The sequence below is a fragment of the Microbacterium sp. 5K110 genome (assembly GCF_005774735.1).
Classification (GTDB): Bacteria; Actinomycetota; Actinomycetes; order Actinomycetales; family Microbacteriaceae; genus Microbacterium.
This window is the reverse complement of the sequence record NZ_VBUM01000081.1, coordinates 1-16,834: the sequence shown is the minus strand read 5'-3', so window position 1 is coordinate 16,834 and position 16,834 is coordinate 1. Positions and strand designations below refer to the sequence as shown.

The 16,834-nt window shown below is 71.6% G+C and carries 16 protein-coding genes; all 16 read right to left on the bottom strand.

What is annotated here, in order from left to right:
- Positions 1 to 138: 138 nt before the first annotated feature.
- The 16 genes from FE256_RS14720 to FE256_RS14645 all read right to left on the bottom strand — a co-directional run bounded on the left by FE256_RS14720 (position 139) and on the right by FE256_RS14645 (position 16,704).
- Complete coding sequence (locus tag FE256_RS14720; protein WP_138177088.1) at positions 139 to 501, bottom strand: hypothetical protein; 363 nt, start codon at positions 499 to 501, stop codon at positions 139 to 141.
- Positions 491 to 4,633, bottom strand: coding sequence for a type VII secretion protein EccCa (eccCa, locus tag FE256_RS14715; protein WP_252371043.1), 4,143 nt, complete (start codon positions 4,631 to 4,633; stop codon positions 491 to 493). The genes FE256_RS14720 and eccCa overlap by 11 nt, the downstream gene beginning before the upstream one ends.
- Entirely contained in the window at positions 4,630 to 5,424 is a 795-nt protein-coding gene (locus FE256_RS14710) for a P-loop NTPase family protein (RefSeq protein ID WP_138177085.1), read from the bottom strand. The genes eccCa and FE256_RS14710 overlap by 4 nt, the downstream gene beginning before the upstream one ends.
- Entirely contained in the window at positions 5,421 to 6,767 is a 1,347-nt protein-coding gene (locus tag FE256_RS14705) for a ubiquitin family protein (RefSeq protein WP_138177083.1), read from the bottom strand. The genes FE256_RS14710 and FE256_RS14705 overlap by 4 nt, the downstream gene beginning before the upstream one ends.
- Positions 6,764 to 7,024 carry a hypothetical protein gene (locus FE256_RS14700; protein WP_138177080.1) on the bottom strand — a complete coding sequence of 87 codons (261 nt, stop codon included), beginning with the start codon at positions 7,022 to 7,024 and terminating at the stop codon, positions 6,764 to 6,766. Before FE256_RS14700 ends, FE256_RS14705 begins: the two co-directional genes overlap by 4 nt.
- Positions 7,024 to 8,100, bottom strand: a complete 1,077-nt coding sequence (locus FE256_RS14695; RefSeq protein WP_138177078.1) for a DUF6177 family protein — start codon at positions 8,098 to 8,100, stop codon at positions 7,024 to 7,026. Before FE256_RS14695 ends, FE256_RS14700 begins: the two co-directional genes overlap by 1 nt.
- Positions 8,097 to 8,870, bottom strand: a complete 774-nt coding sequence (locus FE256_RS14690; protein ID WP_138177075.1) for an FHA domain-containing protein — start codon at positions 8,868 to 8,870, stop codon at positions 8,097 to 8,099. Before FE256_RS14690 ends, FE256_RS14695 begins: the two co-directional genes overlap by 4 nt.
- 103 nt (positions 8,871 to 8,973) lie before the next feature.
- Positions 8,974 to 9,474, bottom strand: a complete 501-nt coding sequence (locus FE256_RS14685) for a hypothetical protein (protein WP_212743530.1) — start codon at positions 9,472 to 9,474, stop codon at positions 8,974 to 8,976.
- A gap of 41 nt (positions 9,475 to 9,515) precedes the next feature.
- Positions 9,516 to 10,346, bottom strand: a complete 831-nt coding sequence (locus FE256_RS14680; protein ID WP_138177069.1) for a hypothetical protein — start codon at positions 10,344 to 10,346, stop codon at positions 9,516 to 9,518.
- 244 nt (positions 10,347 to 10,590) lie between these two features.
- Positions 10,591 to 11,232 (bottom strand): SseB family protein, encoded by a 642-nt coding sequence (locus FE256_RS14675; RefSeq protein ID WP_138177066.1) that lies wholly within the window; start codon positions 11,230 to 11,232, stop codon positions 10,591 to 10,593.
- Between the two features lie 88 nt (positions 11,233 to 11,320).
- Positions 11,321 to 14,596, bottom strand: coding sequence for a hypothetical protein (locus tag FE256_RS14670; protein ID WP_138177063.1), 3,276 nt, complete (start codon positions 14,594 to 14,596; stop codon positions 11,321 to 11,323).
- The gene (locus FE256_RS14665; protein ID WP_138177060.1) at positions 14,596 to 14,940 is read right to left on the bottom strand and encodes a DUF6507 family protein; all 345 of its coding nucleotides are present in this window, start codon (positions 14,938 to 14,940) and stop codon (positions 14,596 to 14,598) included. Before FE256_RS14665 ends, FE256_RS14670 begins: the two co-directional genes overlap by 1 nt.
- 104 nt (positions 14,941 to 15,044) lie before the next feature.
- Positions 15,045 to 15,356, bottom strand: a complete 312-nt coding sequence (locus FE256_RS14660) for a pore-forming ESAT-6 family protein (RefSeq protein ID WP_138177058.1) — start codon at positions 15,354 to 15,356, stop codon at positions 15,045 to 15,047.
- 20 nt (positions 15,357 to 15,376) lie between these two features.
- Positions 15,377 to 15,709 carry a hypothetical protein gene (locus FE256_RS14655; protein ID WP_076493301.1) on the bottom strand — a complete coding sequence of 111 codons (333 nt, stop codon included), beginning with the start codon at positions 15,707 to 15,709 and terminating at the stop codon, positions 15,377 to 15,379.
- 121 nt (positions 15,710 to 15,830) lie between these two features.
- Positions 15,831 to 16,403: an HhH-GPD-type base excision DNA repair protein gene (locus tag FE256_RS14650; protein ID WP_138177055.1), complete on the bottom strand. Its 573-nt coding sequence runs from the start codon at positions 16,401 to 16,403 to the stop codon at positions 15,831 to 15,833.
- 19 nt (positions 16,404 to 16,422) lie between these two features.
- Positions 16,423 to 16,704, bottom strand: coding sequence for a hypothetical protein (locus FE256_RS14645; protein ID WP_138177052.1), 282 nt, complete (start codon positions 16,702 to 16,704; stop codon positions 16,423 to 16,425).
- Positions 16,705 to 16,834: the final 130 nt, after the last annotated feature.

Sequence of the window (16,834 nt, the reverse complement as noted above, 5' to 3'; positions counted from 1 at the left end):
GCGGAGTTCTGGTCGGGCGTCAGAGACATGGCGGTGCCTTTCGGGTGGTCGTTGCTGGATGACCGGGAGACCGCCGATTCTCCCGAGCCACCCGCCGACGCCCCGCCGCGTTCGTGCGGCGAGCCCCGTGGGTGAAGCTCAGCCCAGGTGCGCCGCCACACCGCCGCGCGCCGCGGCCGCGGCTTCGAGTAGCCGCACGCCGATGACGCCCTCGGGCTCCCACGTCACGAAGCAGTCCGTGGACCACCGGGCGTCGGCATCCACCTCGACCGCGCCGTAGACCCGGGCGAGTTCCGCGGGGGGAGGCGTCAGCCGGGGGCGGAGGACGGTCAGAACCACGCGCTCGGCGACGACCACCTGAGCGGCGGCGCCGTCGTCGAGGGGGCGGATCTCGACCGCGGTCGCCGCGAGTTCCTCGGGAGTCAGCACCGCCGAGACCGCCTCGGCGAGGGCCTCGATGTCGACCGGTTCGCGCGTGAACGCGACGCTGCTACGGGGCACGGTTGTCTCTCCTCCGTCGGGTCAGCGGCTGGTCCTCGCCGCTCGGTCCTGCCGCGGGACCCCGCGCGGTGACTACCTCGCGGGTCGCCTCGTCGACGTCGTCACCCGGAGACGCCGCGGCCGCCGGCGCGGAAGCACCCGGCGCCGGAACCACCTCGCGCGTCGTCTCCTCCACGTCGCGGTCCACCACGGGCTCCGCCGGCGCGCCCACCGTCGAAGCACCCGCGCCCTCACCCTCGCTCGCGACGAAGTTCGCCACCTGCACGAGGGTCGGACGCTCGCCGCGGCGCGCCAGTCGGCCACGGCCGGCGATCATCGGCTCGGCGTAGAGCTTGGGCAGCAGCGCGCCCTCGGAGCGGTCGCCTGACATGATCAGCGCGGTGCCGCCGGTGTCGCGGATGCCCTGCAACGCCACGTCGAACATCGCGCGCGAGGCGCCCGCGACCGGGCGGCTCACCACGACGTTCAGCCGTAGATCGCGCGCCGACGCCAGGTACGGCAGCAGCGGGCGCAGCGGTTCGGTGCCGCCGGCGGCGAGGATGTCGAAGTCGTCGGCGATCACGAGGATCCTCGGACCCGCGTCGCGATCGTTCGCGCGCTTCTCGAGCTCGACCGCGATCGATTCGGCCAGCAGCCGGCCCTGCCGACCCGACGACGCGTGTCCGCCGAGGTAGGCATCCGGGATCTCCGCCGCCAGCTCGCCGCGCGCGTCCATCAGGGCGACGACCAGCTCCTCCGCCGAGTGCCGGTCGATCGCGCCCTGCACGATTCCGCGCAGCAGCGTCGTCTTGCCGCAGCGGCTGTCGCCGAGCACGAGCAGGTGCGGGTCGCGCGTGACGAGGTCGAGCGAGACCGGCTGCATCGTGTCCTGGCGCAGACCCAGGGGCACGGCATCCGGTTCGTCGATCGCGTCGGGCAGCTCGGTCGGCGACAGCACCTCGGGCAGCAGCCGGATGGGCGCTGCGCCCTGACCGCCCCAGCGGGCCGCGCTCTCGCGCGCGAGCTGCTCGAGCGCCTCGCCGGTGTCGCCGTCGTCGACCTCTTCGAGCAGCGGCAGCGCGATCTGCGCGAACAGCTTCTCGTCGGTCAGTACGCGGCCGGGCTCGTCGGCACGCAGCGTCTGCGAGAGCTTCCGCGCGATCTGCGAGTCGGCGGGATCGTTGAGCTTCAGCTCGAGGCGCGTGCCGATGAGGCCCTGCAGGTTCATGCGCAGTTCGTTCCAGCGCGAGAGGGCGACGACGACGTGGATGCCGAAGCTGCCGCCGCGTTCCAACAGCTGACCGAGCGGGGCCTCGAGGTCTTCGAAGTCCTGGCGGAGCGCCCCGAGCCCGTCGATGAGCAGCACGACGTCGGCACTCGGCAGGTCGGGGAGGCGTCCGTCGGCGTGCTGCCGGCGCATGTCGGCGAGGGAGTCGAGGCCGTGGTCGCGGAACACCCGCTCGCGCACGGCGAGCATGCCGGTGAGCTCCTCGAGCAGACGCGTGAGTCGCTCGCGGTTGCCGCGCGTCGCAACGCCACCGACGTGCGGGAACGGCTCGATGCGGGCGAGACCGCCTCCGGTGAGGTCCATGCCGTAGATGCTCACCTGGCGCGGGGAGTGGGTGAACGACAGCGACGCCGCGAGCGTGCGCAGGAACATGGAGCGCCCCGACTGCGGCGCTCCCGTGATCGAGACGTGTCCGCCCGAGCGCGTGAGGTCGAGCATCCACGGCGACTGGGTCTGCTTCGACGGGTCGTCGAGAAGGCCCATCGGCGCGCGGAGCGTCCCGGCGCCGTCGGCCTGCGGCAGCACGCCCCCGAGGGTCAGCACGGGCGGGAGCGGCGGCAGCCACACCGGACGCGTACGGGCGATGCCGCGCGCGAGCCGCGAGGTTGCGGCCTGCACGAGCGTGCGACCGGTGGTCGGGGTCTCGGGCTCTGCGCTGTCGAGCTGCTCGGCCTCGGGCGAGTCGTCGGGCAGGTCGTACGCGGGCAGCCGCAGCACCGGCGGGGCGTCGTCGTGCCGCGGACCCGACTCGACCGGATCCGGCACCGGACCCGAGACGTATCCCGCGCGGAACCGCGTGTAGACCGAGGTGTCGACCTTGAGGTACCCGAAGCCGGGGATCGCGGGCAGGTGGAACGCGTCGGGGGTGTCGAGCACGACGGCCGACTCCGACTCCGAGAACGTGCGGAGACCGATCCGGTACGACAGGTACGTGTCGAGTCCGCGGAGGCGTCCGCCCTCGATCCGCTGGCTCGACAGCAGCAGGTGCACGCCGATCGAGCGGCCGATGCGCCCGATCGTCAGCAGCAGCTCGACGAAGTCGGGCTCCGCGGTCAGCAGCTCGCCGAACTCGTCGATGACGAGGAACAGGTGCGGCAGCGCCGGAAGCTCGGGACGGTCGCGTCGCATCTGCCGGTAGTGCCCGATGGATGCCGCGTTCCCGGCATCCTTCAACAGGCGCTGCCGGCGCACGACCTCGCCCTGGATGCTCGCGCGGGCGCGCTCGGTCAGCTGCGGGTCGTCGGCGAGGTTGTCGATGATGCCCGCGACGTGCGGGAGACGGGAGAACGGCGCGAACGCCGCACCGCCCTTGTAGTCGACGAGGATCATGCTGAGGTCGTCGGGCGAGTGCGTCAGTGCGAGCCCCAGGATGAGCGTGCGCAGCAGCTCGCTCTTGCCCGAACCGGTCGCACCGATGCAGATGCCGTGCGGGCCCATGCCGAGCTGCGCGGACTCCTTGAGGTCGAGCAGCACCGGGCCGCCCTGGTCGTCGACGCCGATCGGCACGCGCAAGAATTCCGCGGCGCTGCGCGTGCGCCACGCGGCCGAGGTGTCGATGGCATCCACGTCGGCGACGCCGAGGAGCTGCGTGACGTCGGGGGCGAGAGCAGTGCCGGAGTCCTGCGCCGAGGTGCGCGTGAGCCGGAGTCCCGCGAGCGGGCGCGCCACGACGTCGAGGGCCGCGGGCGTGACGGGATCGATCCGGATGCCACTCACCGCCGCCTCACCCGTTCCCGGGGTCTCCACCGTCGCGGTGCCGTTCTCGACGGTCACGCGGGCGGCGACCGAGGTCGGCTCCTTGAGGCGGTCGTCGACGAGATGCACGACCGTCACGCCGAGGGCGGTGAGGTCGAGAGCGGCATCCAGGCGGGGGACGGGGGACGCGGCGTGATCGGCCTCGTCGACGAAGATGACGAGGCGGCCGGGCTTGGTCTTGCGGCCCGCGCGACGCGACGCGGCCGCCGTGGCGACGCGGTCGCGCAGCTCGTCGCGCAGGAGCGACAGCAGCTCGGGCAGGCTCGGGGCGACGCGCCGTGCCGTGACGGCGCCGACCGGCGGGGTGTCGCCGGAGAGGTGGGGCAGCAGATCGAGTCCGTGCCAGTCGTCGCGCTGCGCGGGGGCGATCGCGGCGGCGATGTGGACGTCGTCGGGGGAGTGGAACGCCGCGATCTGCGCCGCCAGCGCCCCCGCGACGCGCAGCGTGTCGGGCCGTGCGCCGACGATCGACACCTGACCGCCGCGCTCGAGGTCGACGGTCGCGGGCATGCCCTGCGCGATCCCGGCCAGGCGCACCATGCGCTCGGCGGACTCGCGCATCACCGGGTCGAACGGCTGCACCGGATTCTGCTCGGGCGGCAGCGCCACCTCGACGGCGCGCAGGTCGCCGGTGCCGATGCGGACGCGCAGGAAGTCGGCGTCACCGGGACGGCGCTCCCACCGCCGTGCGGGGTCGGCGGCGATCTCGACGAGCGTGCCGGGCGCGGGGTGCAGGGCCAGAGCGGCGGCGCGCTGCGCGTCGGCGGTCTCGCGGACGGCCTCGCGCGTCTCCTCCAAGTAGTCGAGGTAGCGCTCGCGCTGTACGCGACGCTGGCGGGCGGCGTTGCCGCGCTGCGTGAGCGCCATGCCGAGACCGCCGACGAGCGCGACGACGAGGATCACCGCGCCCACCACGACCATGATCGGGTTGTTGCGCAGCAGCACGATCATCGTGATCGACGACAGGCTGCCCACGATCGGCAGCAGCGACTGGAGCGGGAACCCCGTCGCACCCTCGCCGATCGGTGGCGGCGGCGCCAGGATGATCTCGGGCGCCGGCTCGACGGCCTCGCTGATGCGGGCGGGGCGGTGGACGATGCGGACGGTCATGCGCTCCTCCCCGACGCGGCGACGAGTGCGGCCGCGAGCTTCACGACGGCCAGGTGCGTGGCCGAGCGGCGGGCGCGGCCGTTCGCCGCGAGACCCGGATCGAACGGCACCGCGACCACGGGATGGTCGGCCCCGGTCGCGAGTGCGCGCGCGACACCGTCGCCCTCGCGCGCGTGGTCGACGAGCGCGAGCGCGACGGACGGCGTCTCGGGGAGCCCCGCGACCGCCTCCACCACCGAGCGGGCGTGCTCGGCCGGCGACCGGCGTCCGTCGCTCACGAGACACACGACGTCGCACAGCGCTGCGCACGTGGCGAGGTCGGCGAGCGGATGCCGCGCACCGAAGTCCGTGACCGACACGTCGAAGAAGCGGGCGATCGGGGCGGCCTCGCCGAGCCACGCGCCGACGGCATCCTCGGTCTCGCGCGGGCGCAGCGCCACGACGCCGTCGCGGACCTCGAGCCCGCTCAGCGCCTCGGCCGTGGTGCGCGCCGCGCCGCGGGTCTCGTCGGGAGCGACCGGATCGGCACCCAGGCGCGCGGCCAGGCCCGTCGCTCCGGCGGAGACGTCGACCGCGAGCACGGGCTCACTGCGCCGTGCGGCGACGACCCGCACGAGCTGGTGAGCGACGGTGCTCGTTCCGGCGCCGGGCGACAGTGACACCACGCCGATGCGACGCGTCGTGGACAGGCCGCCGCGGATCGCGGCATCCGCTGTAGTCAGCTCGACGCGTCCGTTCGCGCCGCTGCCGAACACCGCGTTCGACAGTGCGCGCAGGTCGAGCACGGTCACGACCGGCCGCCGAACATGCCGAGCAGTTCGGCGTAGATGCCCAAGGCTCCGACGAGCAGCGGGATCAGCGCCACCACGGCGAGCGTCTCGACGATGTTGCCGAGTCCGCGCAGACGCGCGCGCACGTGCGGGCGGGGCCGCACGAGCACCATCGTCGCGACGAGTGCGGCCAGCACGACCGCCGCGCCCGCGCCGATCCAGCCGAGACCGCCCGCGAGCAGCACCGAGAGCCCCGCCGCGGCGATCACGCCGGCGGCGGCCCACAGCAGCCACCCCTGCCAGCGCAGCGGGAACGCGCGGGTGCGGAGAGCCGCGACGAGGAAGAACGCCAGCGCCAGCAGCTCGGTCCAGATCGTGCCCGACAGGGCGAGGACGACACCGGTCACACCCAGAACGGATGCCACCGCCCCCACGCTCCACGTCAGAGCCGCGTAGGCCTCGTCGATCGCGGCGAACGCCCGGGGCCGGGCGGGCGGTGCGCCGTCGGCGGCGCGCTGGTCGAGGTCGGTCAGCCCCGCCGACGACAGCGCGATCCAGGGCAGCGGGCCGGTGGCGAACGCGGCGACGACGCCGGTCACGGCCGAGGCCGAGACGGCATCCACTCCCGCCAGCAGGAGGCCGAGGAGCAGAGACGACAGGACCGCTCCCAGGGCCCCGCCCGAGGCGGCGCCCCGACGACGATGGGCCACGCCCACGCCGAGGAGGGCGACGGTGAAGCCGGTGGCCAGTGCGGCGGAGATCCCGGCGAGCAGCGCCGTCCCCGCGGCCGGTCCGGATGCCACCGCGGCCGCGGTCGCGCTTCCCACCGGCAGCGCGAGGCCCGCGGCGGCCGCGGACACGCACGTCGACAGTCGGCGGAGTCCGCCGAGCCCGAGGCCCGTGGCGACCGCGGCGAGGACGAGGGACGTGGCGAGCAGGGCGAATGCGGCGAGCGTCGACGACGACCACGGCGACAGCCATCCCGCGACGGCGAACGCGGCCGCGATGCCCGCACCGCCGGCGACGGTGCGCGACCGCTCGTCCCAGCGGTCGGGGCGGGCGTCGTGCGCGTCGGCGGCGGCATCGGTCACGTCGATCACGACGGGCGGCGGGGGTGCGGCATCCAGACGGACGAGGCGCACGAGAGTGCCGTCGGGCAGGTCGAGCTGCTGCGGGGTCAGGGCGATGTCGATCTGCTCGCCGTCGGGCGCGATGACGGCGAGCGGGCGGGCGACTGTGCCGGCGGTCTCGCCGAGCAGGTCGAGCAGACGCGGCAGGGCGGCGCCGACGGGCTCGCCGCTCGGGACGACGACCTCGGCGCGGCGTTCGGAGCCCGCGACGGTCAGACGGGTGTAGATGCTCACGGCGTGACGGCTCCGGTGGGGGTCTGGACGGTCGAGGTGGCCTGCTGGGCGCGTTCGGTCAGCAATTGCGAGACGAACGAGACGCCGACGCACGCGGCGCACGCGATCGCGGCCACGATGATCGATCCCATCAACCGCTTCATGTGGTCGTTGACCGTGCGGCGTTCGCCGATGTGGCCGTAGACGAGGGCGGCGCCCAGGCGCATGCGCTGGATCTTCGCCTGCTCGATGAGGACGGTGTCGCGCTGGTCGGGCATCAGCGGGTCCTTTCCGGTTCGCGCAGCAGCAGTGCGCGCACGTGCGGGGCGAGACCCAGCAGCTCGCCGAGGCGCTCCGGGTCGAAGGTCGCGAGAACGTCGTTCAGGCGGTTCCACCCGCCGCCGTCGGTCGAGCCGAGGGGCAGCAGGACACCCGGGAGCCGCGGGCTGCCGACCGTCGTGCCGCCGACCTCGTCGATCCACCGCTTCGCGTCGATGCCCAGGGCGCGGATGCCGACGGGGCCGATGAGCAGCGCGAGGGGTTCGGGTTGGGGGGATGCCGTGGCCCGGCGTGCCAGGTCGGGTGCGCCGATCGCGGCGAAAGAGATGCCGATGAGTGGGAGTCCGACGGTCGCGGCGCGGGCCAGGAGCTCGCGAGCCTCCGCCGTCGCGGTCTGGCCGCTCTCGCGGCCCACGCCGGGAACGGCGGCCCACACGCGCGTCGTCTCTTCCAGACCCTCGCTCGTGCGGCCGACCTGTACGGTCGCGAGCGCCGCGCGTTCGCCGCCGCCCACGGCGACCCAGTGGCTGTCCAGCGGGATGCGGCGTCGCGACCTCTCGGTGAGGTCGTCGCGGTCCCACGGGGCGAGGAGCGGCTCGACCGCGCCCCACGCCGTCGGCTCGGCACCGGTGAACAGCGCGACCGCAGCCTCGGCGACGCCGCCGAGGCGCACCGGCCGGCTGACCCGGTGCCGCGTCGAGATCGTCGCCACGACCTGCAGAGTGGATGCCACCTGCGCGCGCACGAAGAGCGGATGAACGTTCTCGGACGTCGGTGACGCCGGGGTCAGCGCGTCGGCCGGTGCGTCGATGCGGACGCCCGTCCCCGCGTCGTAGAAGCCGTCGGCGCGGGTGCGGACGATCCAGTGCCCCTGGACCGCCGACAGGACCTGCGCGAGCGGCTGGGTCATGCGCGAGAACTCGCTCGACACGATGATCGGCCGCAACCCCTGGCTCGCGGTCTTGTGCAGGAAGTCGCTCATCGCCGTCGTCAGGGCGACGATCGGTGCGCGGGTCTCGGTGCCGGCCCAGCCGGGGCCGGCCGCGTCGAGGAGGGGGTGTGCGACGGTGCTCATGCGGCATCCCGGACGGTCAGGGTGCGGTCACCGATCTCGAGGACGACATCGGTGGGCACGGGCGTGCGCTGGTGGGGGAGGAGGGGGGTCGAGGCGCCGGCGCCGCGGACGAACGTGCCATTCGTCGAGCCGAGGTCGGTGACCCAGACCTGACGGCCGTCCCATTCGAGACGGACGTGCGACTTCGACAGGGTGCGCGACATGTCGGCCCAGCGGTAGACCTCGGCGGGGGCGTCGGCCGGGGCGGAAGGGTCGCGCCCCAACACGAGCGCGGTGTCGAGCGTGAGGCGCTCGCCCGAGTCGAGCAGGAGCGTCGGGACCATGCCGCGGCGCGCACGGCCGGGGGCGGCGCTCGGCGCGGCCTCGGGGAAGGCGAAGGCCGCGATCGCCGGCGCGAACGGGTCGCGACCCCGGCGAAGGTCGAACATCGCGAGCTTGCCGGATGCCAGCGCCCACAGCGCCGAGCCACCCGCGGCCGCGCCCGTGGTGCGGCGCACGATGCGCGCGTCGACGGTGGCGGCGCCGAGGGTGCGGCCGGTCCGGCCGAGAAGCCACACCGCGACGGCGAGGAGCGCGATCGCGGCGACGACGACCAGCCAGCCCAGTGCGGGAGGTCCGGCGACGATCACGACGATGCCTGCCGCGAGCACGGCGAGGGGCATGATGACGTCGAGCGCCACGGCACCGACGATCTGCCCCGCGCGGGCACGCTCGGTGAACACCAGCGGATCGACGTCGGCCAGGCGCAACGAATCCTGCATGCTCGTCATCGGGCCCCCTCCCTCGACCTTCCACCCTAGGCGGGACGCCCCGACGGTGCCCGTTCGGGCGCGCTCTTGCGTGGATAACCCCCGGGGCGGCAGAATTACCGGCTCACCGGCGGGTCAGCGGGGTGTACTCGCGCCGGGCGACCATCGCGAAGACCTCGCTCGCCGCGGCATCCGAAATCTCCTCGAGATCGGAATCGAGGGGGAATCGGATCGCGCGCTCGAGGACGCCTTTCGTGTCCGGATGCCAGGTGTCGACGTCGACGAGCATCTCGTCGACCGGCCCGTGATCAGTTTCGCGTCGCCGGAACAACCGCGCGGGGACCAGCCGACCGTCGACACGGAGTTCACGAACGAAGTACCGGGGCGTGTTTTCCCGGCGAGCCTTTTCGCGCCACTCGACGCTGTTGCTCGACCTGAGGCGCGACAGGAAGTTCTCGAGCGCCGGCTCTTCCGCCGTGAACTCGCGGCGCCCCTGCGGGGTGGCGCGCTCGTCGGTCGCGAAGACCACCCAGCCAGTCTCTGTGCGCTGGATCGCCACGATGTCGGTGTCGTTGGTCGCGTCCTCGAACCAGCGGTATCCGCTGAGGTTTTCGGTCTGGATCACGGCGAGCGTCTCCGCGCGCCGCTGCTCTCCGTCACGGTCGATCACCCGGGCATCACCTTCTCCCGGACGTCGCTGAGTTCGGAGAGCGGTACGAGGAACGAGACACCGCCATTGCCGCCACGCTGGTCGTGCACCTCCGCTCGCGGAAGGGCGACGAGAGCATGCCAGTCCGGGCTGGTGTAGACGTACAGGATGGCTCGGTAGTCCGCGCCCGATCGGGGCACAGGGGCGTGTACGCGGGTACCATCCTGCTTCCAGGTCGACACGAGCGGAATCCAATGCCCCTCGTAGAGTCCCTCGGCGTCGACGTGCTCCACCTGCAGAACCTCTGCGGCCGGCACGGTCCGATAGCTGAGCCCCTCGCGGTCGTAAAGGAAGAACTCGGCGGGCCGTTCCCCGGGCGCCACTGTCGCTGTCGAGGCGAACCACCCGTCGCTCGTCCGGACCCAGATCCCCGTGGCGCGGATCGTCTCGGCATCCATCGGATGACTCATCGCGGGTCGCGCTCGTGTATCCCTGAACGGCACGTAGTTCCGGGTTCTCACCATCTCCTGGAACTGAGCGGCTTCGTCCGCCGTCACCTCCTCGAGGTCGGAGTCGAGCGTGAAGATCACCGCGTACTCGACCTGTCCGAGGTCGTCCGGGTGCCAGTCTTCGACGTCCTTGAGGACCTCATCGACCGGCCGGCCGTCGACCGTGCGGCGTCGAAAGAGCGAGATCGGGATCGGCATCGCGCCCTCCCCGCCGTAGCGGACGAAGTAGCGGGGGACGTCACTGCCGGCTTCGATGCCCAGCCACCTCAGATTGAAGAACCACCGGGATGCCAGGGCATCCACGGCATCCGGCGAAAGATCGGGGCGGGCATCCCGCAAGCGTCGCTTGTAGAGAGCTGCTCCGCCGTCATCGCTCGCGGAGAGGTCGGTGACTTCGAGACGGTTGGAGGCCTCGATCGCATCGTGGACCCCACGGAGCAGGATGGCGGGATCGTCTCTCCCACCAGGACGCAGCGTACGCTGCCGCGGTCTTCGGCGCCCCGGAGGGCTACGCGCACGATCTCGCGCGCGGCCTCCGCGTCGATCATCTCCGCCTCGTTTCGTGACGGTGCGGGCGGGGCGGTCAACGGCGCTGCAGCGGGACGTAGGTGCGTCGGGCGACCATGTCGAAGACGTCCTGCGCGGCCTCGGGGGAGATCTCCTCGATGTCGGCATCCAGAGGGAAGCGGATGGCCTTGTCGACCGTTCCGTGTCGGTCGTCGGTCCACGAGTCGACATCGAGGAGACGCTCGTCAACCGGCCCATCGGGGGTGGAGCGGCGACGGAAGACCGACACCGGGACGACCTGCCCTTCCACCATCTGCTCCCGGATGAAGTAGCGCGTGGACGGTGCCGCGGACACCTGGCGGAGGGCAGCCAGAGCCGACGGCGGGATCTCCATTGCGCCCGCCGACCCCGGGTTCACGACGAGGCCGACCTCGCGGGCAGCGCCGCTGATGAGGAGGCGGCCCGGCAGGAGCAGCGCGCTGCGGCCCTCACCGAATTCCGCCGGCACCTGATCCGTCGCGGTGAAGACCGCGAGGAAGTTCGCGTCGTCATGGTGAACGACGAGGGGCTCGATCGACGTCGGGTCGGGCGTTCCGTCGACCAGAACGACCAACTCGGCTTCCAGAAGAGCCGGTGCCAGGCGCTCCGACGACAGCTCCCCGGACCGCACCAACCTCATGGTGACTTCGAGGTCGTTCTCGGGGCGAGGCTCTGTCATGATCGGGCTCCTTCAGTGCGCGGCAGCACCGCGCTCCGCACAAATCTAACTTCGGTGGCTTCTGCGCAAGGCAACGGGCGCCGCCGCATCACCACACGCGCTGGACGAACCACTCGCCGTCCACCAGGTGGAACCGGAAGGCACCGTTCATCACTCCGGTGCCGCCGGGGATGACGTATTCGCGGGTGGGGTTCATGAGGTAACCGGCGTTGGGTCCCTCACCGAGGACCGCCGTGTGCCCACCCTCGAGGTAGTGAGGCCATCCCATGGCATCGGCTGCCGTCGGCTGACGGACGGGGATGCCGTCGGACGGGAACGCGATCCCCTGGATCTCGCCCCCGGTCGTGTAGGCCTGCTGGGTCGCGGGCGACATGCCGGTGTACCGCGCTGCGTCATGGGCGTTCTTCACGATGCCCGCGTCGTCAGCAGGCATGACGAAGAACGGCCGGCCTGACCGGCCCAGCGTGCTGGTCGGTCCGGAATAGTAGTTCGTAGCGGCGCTGTCGTCGAAGAACGCCACCATCCATCCGTCCCGCCGCAACTGGTCGATCTGTGCGGGCGAGACGGGAGTACCGACGTCCGTCGCACTGACGACGTGCTCCGATGCCCCGGGGGCACGGTGGACCACGCCCACGTCGTCGGGCCATGAGATGTGCGGCGCGTCGTGCGGCAGCGGGATCTGCGAGAAGATGTCCTGCTGCTGCGCTCGCAACTGAGCGAGGTCTTCCGGGCTCTGCCCCGGGAGCCGCTCCATCTCGTACAGCTCGTGCGTCTCCATCTTGGCCGCGAAGCTCGCGTCGGTGTGGAACTGCACCTCGATCACGCGCCCCGATGCCGGGTCGAACCAGTTGCTGTTGATCCCCTGGTACCCGGAACCGCCCCACGTGTTCTTCAGGTTGCCGAACGGCTGGTAGCCGTCGGAGACGAGGCCGTCGATGACGGAGCGGGTGCCGCTCGTGTAATCGCTCGGGTCGAGGATCACCGTGTAGCGGACGGAGTCCTTCATGCCTGCCATGGTGGTCTCGGCCGAGGCGCGGGTGCCCGGAAGCCCAGATTCGTCGAGCGCCGTAGCCACCTTGCGGTACATCGACTCATCGCCCTTGAGGCGGTAGTCGAGGCCCTCGAGTCGCGCACCGGGCTGCCCGCCGACGATCCGGGTCATATCATCCGTGATCCGGGGCTCAGCCGCGCGAGAACCGGCGAGATAGTCGTCAACGACCTTCTTCTCGGGAGCCGACAGGTACAGGTCGCTCTGCTCCTGGCTGCGCCATGCGGCAGCACCAGGATCTTCCGGCGGGAGCGCCCCGGCGCCCTCCGAACCGCCCGTTCCGTCGCCACCGTGGCTGCCCGCGCCGTCGTCTCCGCCGGCGTGCGCCGCACCGTCGTCGCCGCTGCCGGCCCCGTCCTCACCTCGGCCACCATCAGCGGCGTCATCAGCACGGCCCGCGCCGTCCTCGGCGTGTCCGCCCTTCGCGGAATCCTCGCCGTGCCCACCATTCGCCGGGTCGTCGCTACGGCCATGACCGCCCGCGTCGCCGCCGCGCCCGCCACCGTTCCCGGTGTCGTGGCCGCCGCTCTCGCCGCCCGCGTGGCTGTTGCCGCCGCCAGTGTCGGTTGAGGGCTCGCGCACGACGGTCGACTCGCCGGAGCCGCCGGTCTCCGTGCGGACGGGCGCATCCTCGACGATCGAGTTCACCGGACCGGGGCCAGCCTCGCCACGGACGCCGCCGGCTGAGACCAGCTCGGGCTCGCGCACGGGCGCCGCGACACCGGCATCCGCGCCGCCATCGGTACGCACCGGAACGTCGCCGCCGCGGACGCCGTCGAACGAGCCCGCGGGCATCTCGATGCGACCCGAAGGGATGGCATCCGTCGGCGGGAACTCGTACACCGGCACGCCGTCTTCGATGCGCGCCGTGATGCTGTTGAGGTCGACCCCGGCGTCGTCGAGCGCGCGAAGCGCGGAGGCCGCGTCGTCGGCGACGAAGGGCATGTCGGGGGCATTGAGGTGGAAGCCGTCGGCGGCATCCGATCCCAGACGTCCGATGAGACCGTCGAGGCTGTGCAGGCCGGCGCCGCCCAGGCGCATCGCGCCGTTCATCGCGAGCGCCGCGGGGTCGACGAAGTCGACGACCTTGGCCATCTTCGACACGACGGATGCCGCGGTCGAGGCGGTCTTCACGCCGGCGACGGCCGCGCCGCCCACGGGGATCAGCGCGGTGCCCACGTTGAAGACCGACTCGCCGAGCGCCGTGCCCGGGTCGTCCTGCCACTTGTCCCACGCGATGAGGGCCTTGCCGGTGTTGATCGCGGCCTCATCGGCCTGGGCCTTGAAGTCGCGCACCTCCTGCGGCAGGAAGCCGTCCATGCCCATGGACTGCATGAGCGAGTCCGACTGGAAGATCGGCGCGAGCACGCCCGTGTTGGCGAGAGCCGCGAACCCCAGCATGCCGAGGTTGCCCCAGGCTGCGCCGTACGCGTCACCTGAGAAGAACTCACCCGTCTCGGGGTTGTATCCGAGCACCAGGGTGCCGAGGCCGGTGATCGTGCCCCACACGCCGCCGACCGCGATGCCCTCCCACAGAAAGTCCTTGAAGACGAAGTTCACCGTCGCCTCGCCGCAGCCCTCGGTGCGCTCGACGTCGGCACCCCACGGCATCTCGGTCCCCTCAGGGATCTCGGAGATGCCGTAGCCGAGAGCGTCGTCCTCGGACTGTGCCGCGTGCAGCGGGGCCGCCCCGTACAGGGCCCGGATGCGGTTCGCGCAGGCCCGCTCGGCCTCCCACAGCTTGACCTGCTGTGCGTTGACGGCGGCGATCAACTCGTTGTTCCGGTCGACGTGCTCCTGCGACTCGTGCCATTCCTTGGTCACGGTGCGGTACTTGTCCGGCGCCGCAGCGCTCGACGACGTCGTTGTCGACGAGCTCCACGAACCTTGATAGGTCGGCGTCGCGGTCGCCCCGCCGTACGGCGACTGCGCCGCCGTCCACGCCGGATTGATCTCTCGCACCTGTACGCCGCCCTGGATCGAGTCCACGAACGTCTTGGCTTCGGCGCGCAGCGCGTCGAGCTCGGCCTTGATCGGCCGCACGTCGGAGGCGAAGGCGATGAGAGCAGCCGACACCTCGGCCAGGTTGTCGCTGACCTGGGTCGCCTGCGAACTCACCGGCGCCATCAGCCCCAGGAGGGTGGGCGACTCCGGTGCCTCGTAGACGCCGGCCATGCCCTGCCACTTGAACTGCACGTTCGAGCCGTGGTCGGCCACTTGGCCCGAGATCGTTCCGACGGTGCGGGCGTTCTCGTCGATGGCATCCGGGTTGATGTCGGCGCCGGGGATCTTCTCGTAATCGATGGGACTCGGCATCACATCACCCCGTGAGGAAGAGTGGGCGGGTAAACGGTGGCGACGGCCGCGGTCTGCGCGTTCGCGGCCATCTCCATGTCGCCGGCGACGTACGCTTCGGTGGCGGAGACCACGCCCTGCGCGGCGGCGCCGATCCGGGCGCTCATGCCCTGGATGCGCGGCGCCTCTTCCTGCTGGAAGTAGGCCTGCACCGCCTCGGAGATGGCACCGGACTGGGTCGCGGTGACCGCTCCTTCGAGGGCAGGACTCAGCGAATTGAGCGCCGTGCCCAAAGCCTCGGCGTCGACGTTCACATCCGTCAGCACGGCCACGACTCCGGACGGCTCGATACGCCAACTCGTCATCGTCAGAACCCCTTCACTTCATCGACGATCTCGCGCGGCCGGCCCCACGCGCGAGGCACCGCCGATGCCGGGCGCTGTGCACGCCCGGCATCACGCAGACATCGTCAGCCGATCGACTCCACCGCCGCGCGAGCCTTGCTCAGCGCGGTCTGGGCGGACTCGTCGTTGCGTTCGAGCGACGAACGGAGCGTGTGGATGATGCCGCGCACCTCGGCGGCGGCGTTCTTCCAGCGGGTCTCCTTGCCGCGGTAGTCCTCGGACACACCGTCGGCGGAGTAGTCGGCCATCGCGGCCTGCACGTCGCGGTCGCGCTGGTCGATGAGCGACTCGAGCTGCGCGGCGACGCGGTTGAAGTTGTCCTGAGCGTTCTGCGACGCCGCGATCGAGTAGTCGCGACGGTCTCCCTGGTTCACCATGAGTCAGTCCCTTCCGATTCTCAGCGTCCGCCGAAGCGCGCGGCGTCGAACGACGACCCGGCTTCGAGGCTCGTGGTCTGGTCGACCATGGACGACTCACCCTCCTGGAAGGAGCGGTCCATGCCGGAGATGCCGCCCAGGACGCCGTCGAGCGCGAGCTTGAGCTCGGCCGAGATGGCATCCGTGCGCGACTTGAAACGGTCGAAGGCCGCGCGGCCCGCGCCCTGGAACTGTCCCTCGAGCGGCTCGGCCGCCTCGAGCAGCTGGCGCACCAGCAGCGACAATTCATCACTGGAACCCGAGGTGGCCTTACCCAGCACACCCAGAGTGTCGGAACCCATTGCGAACTTCACGAGAGCCCACCCTTCGATCGCGAATCACGTGCAACGAACCCTGAAACCCTAACCACGCCGGAGCGGCCCGGGAAGAAAGATGAGAGAACTCTCCTTTTTCTCCCCCGTGGTGTAGGAGGGGTCAATTGCCCGCTTTCGCCGCTGCTTTCGCGGCCCGCTTGTACTCGCGCACCTTGGTCAGCGACTCCGGACTGGTGATGTCGGCGACCGATCGGAACGAACCCTCGTCTCCGTAGGGCCCGGCTGCTTCGCGCCACCCGGCACCGTCGTAGCCGTACTGCTTGCCGAGCAGCGCGAGGAAGATCTTGGCCTTCTGCTCTCCGAAGCCCGGGAGTGCTTTCAGCCGCTTGAACACGGTCGCACCGTCGGGATCGTCGCGGGTCCACAGGGCCGCGGCATCCCCACCCCAGTCCTCCTCGATGGCCGTGCACAGTGCCTGCACCCGCTTCGCCATGGAGCCGGGGAAGCGGTGCACGGCGGGCGACTGCGAGAAGGCCGCCGCGAAGGCCTCGGGGTCTTCGTGGGCGAGGGTTCTGGCATCCATCGAGCCGACGCGCTGCTCGATCTTGAGCGGACCTGCGAACGCGGTCTCCATCGCGACCTGCTGGTCGAGCAGCATGCCGATCAGCAGCGCGAGGGGGTTCGTCGAGAGCAGGTCGTCGGCAGCGGGGTCGTCGGTGATGCGCAGGCTCATGCCCTCATTGTCCCGCGGGTCACTCGCTCGCGGCGATCCACTTCTCGGCGAAGGGCACGGCATCCAGGTAGTGCAGGTCGTCGGTGATCTCGGATAGTTGCTGCTCGAAGTCCTCGACGCTGCCGGCGCGGAGGCGCTTCACGACAGATCCGTCCGCCCGGCGGATCACCACTTCGTTGACGGACGGAGCGACTCGGCCCGCGTCGAGGAGTCCCATCGCGATGGTCGCCGCCCACCGCAGTCCGTTGCGGGCGCGATCCTCGCCCGCGACGCGATAGACCTCGGATGCCGGAGTGCTCATGCCCTCATCCTGCCCGAGGCCGGTTCGCCCCGGGGGTGGACGTGGCTGCGGCGGCGCTTGGGTGCTGCGCGTCCTGCGATGCGCGGGTGGCGTCGGGTGGGTGTTGTCGAAGCGTCCGGGGCGGGAGGAG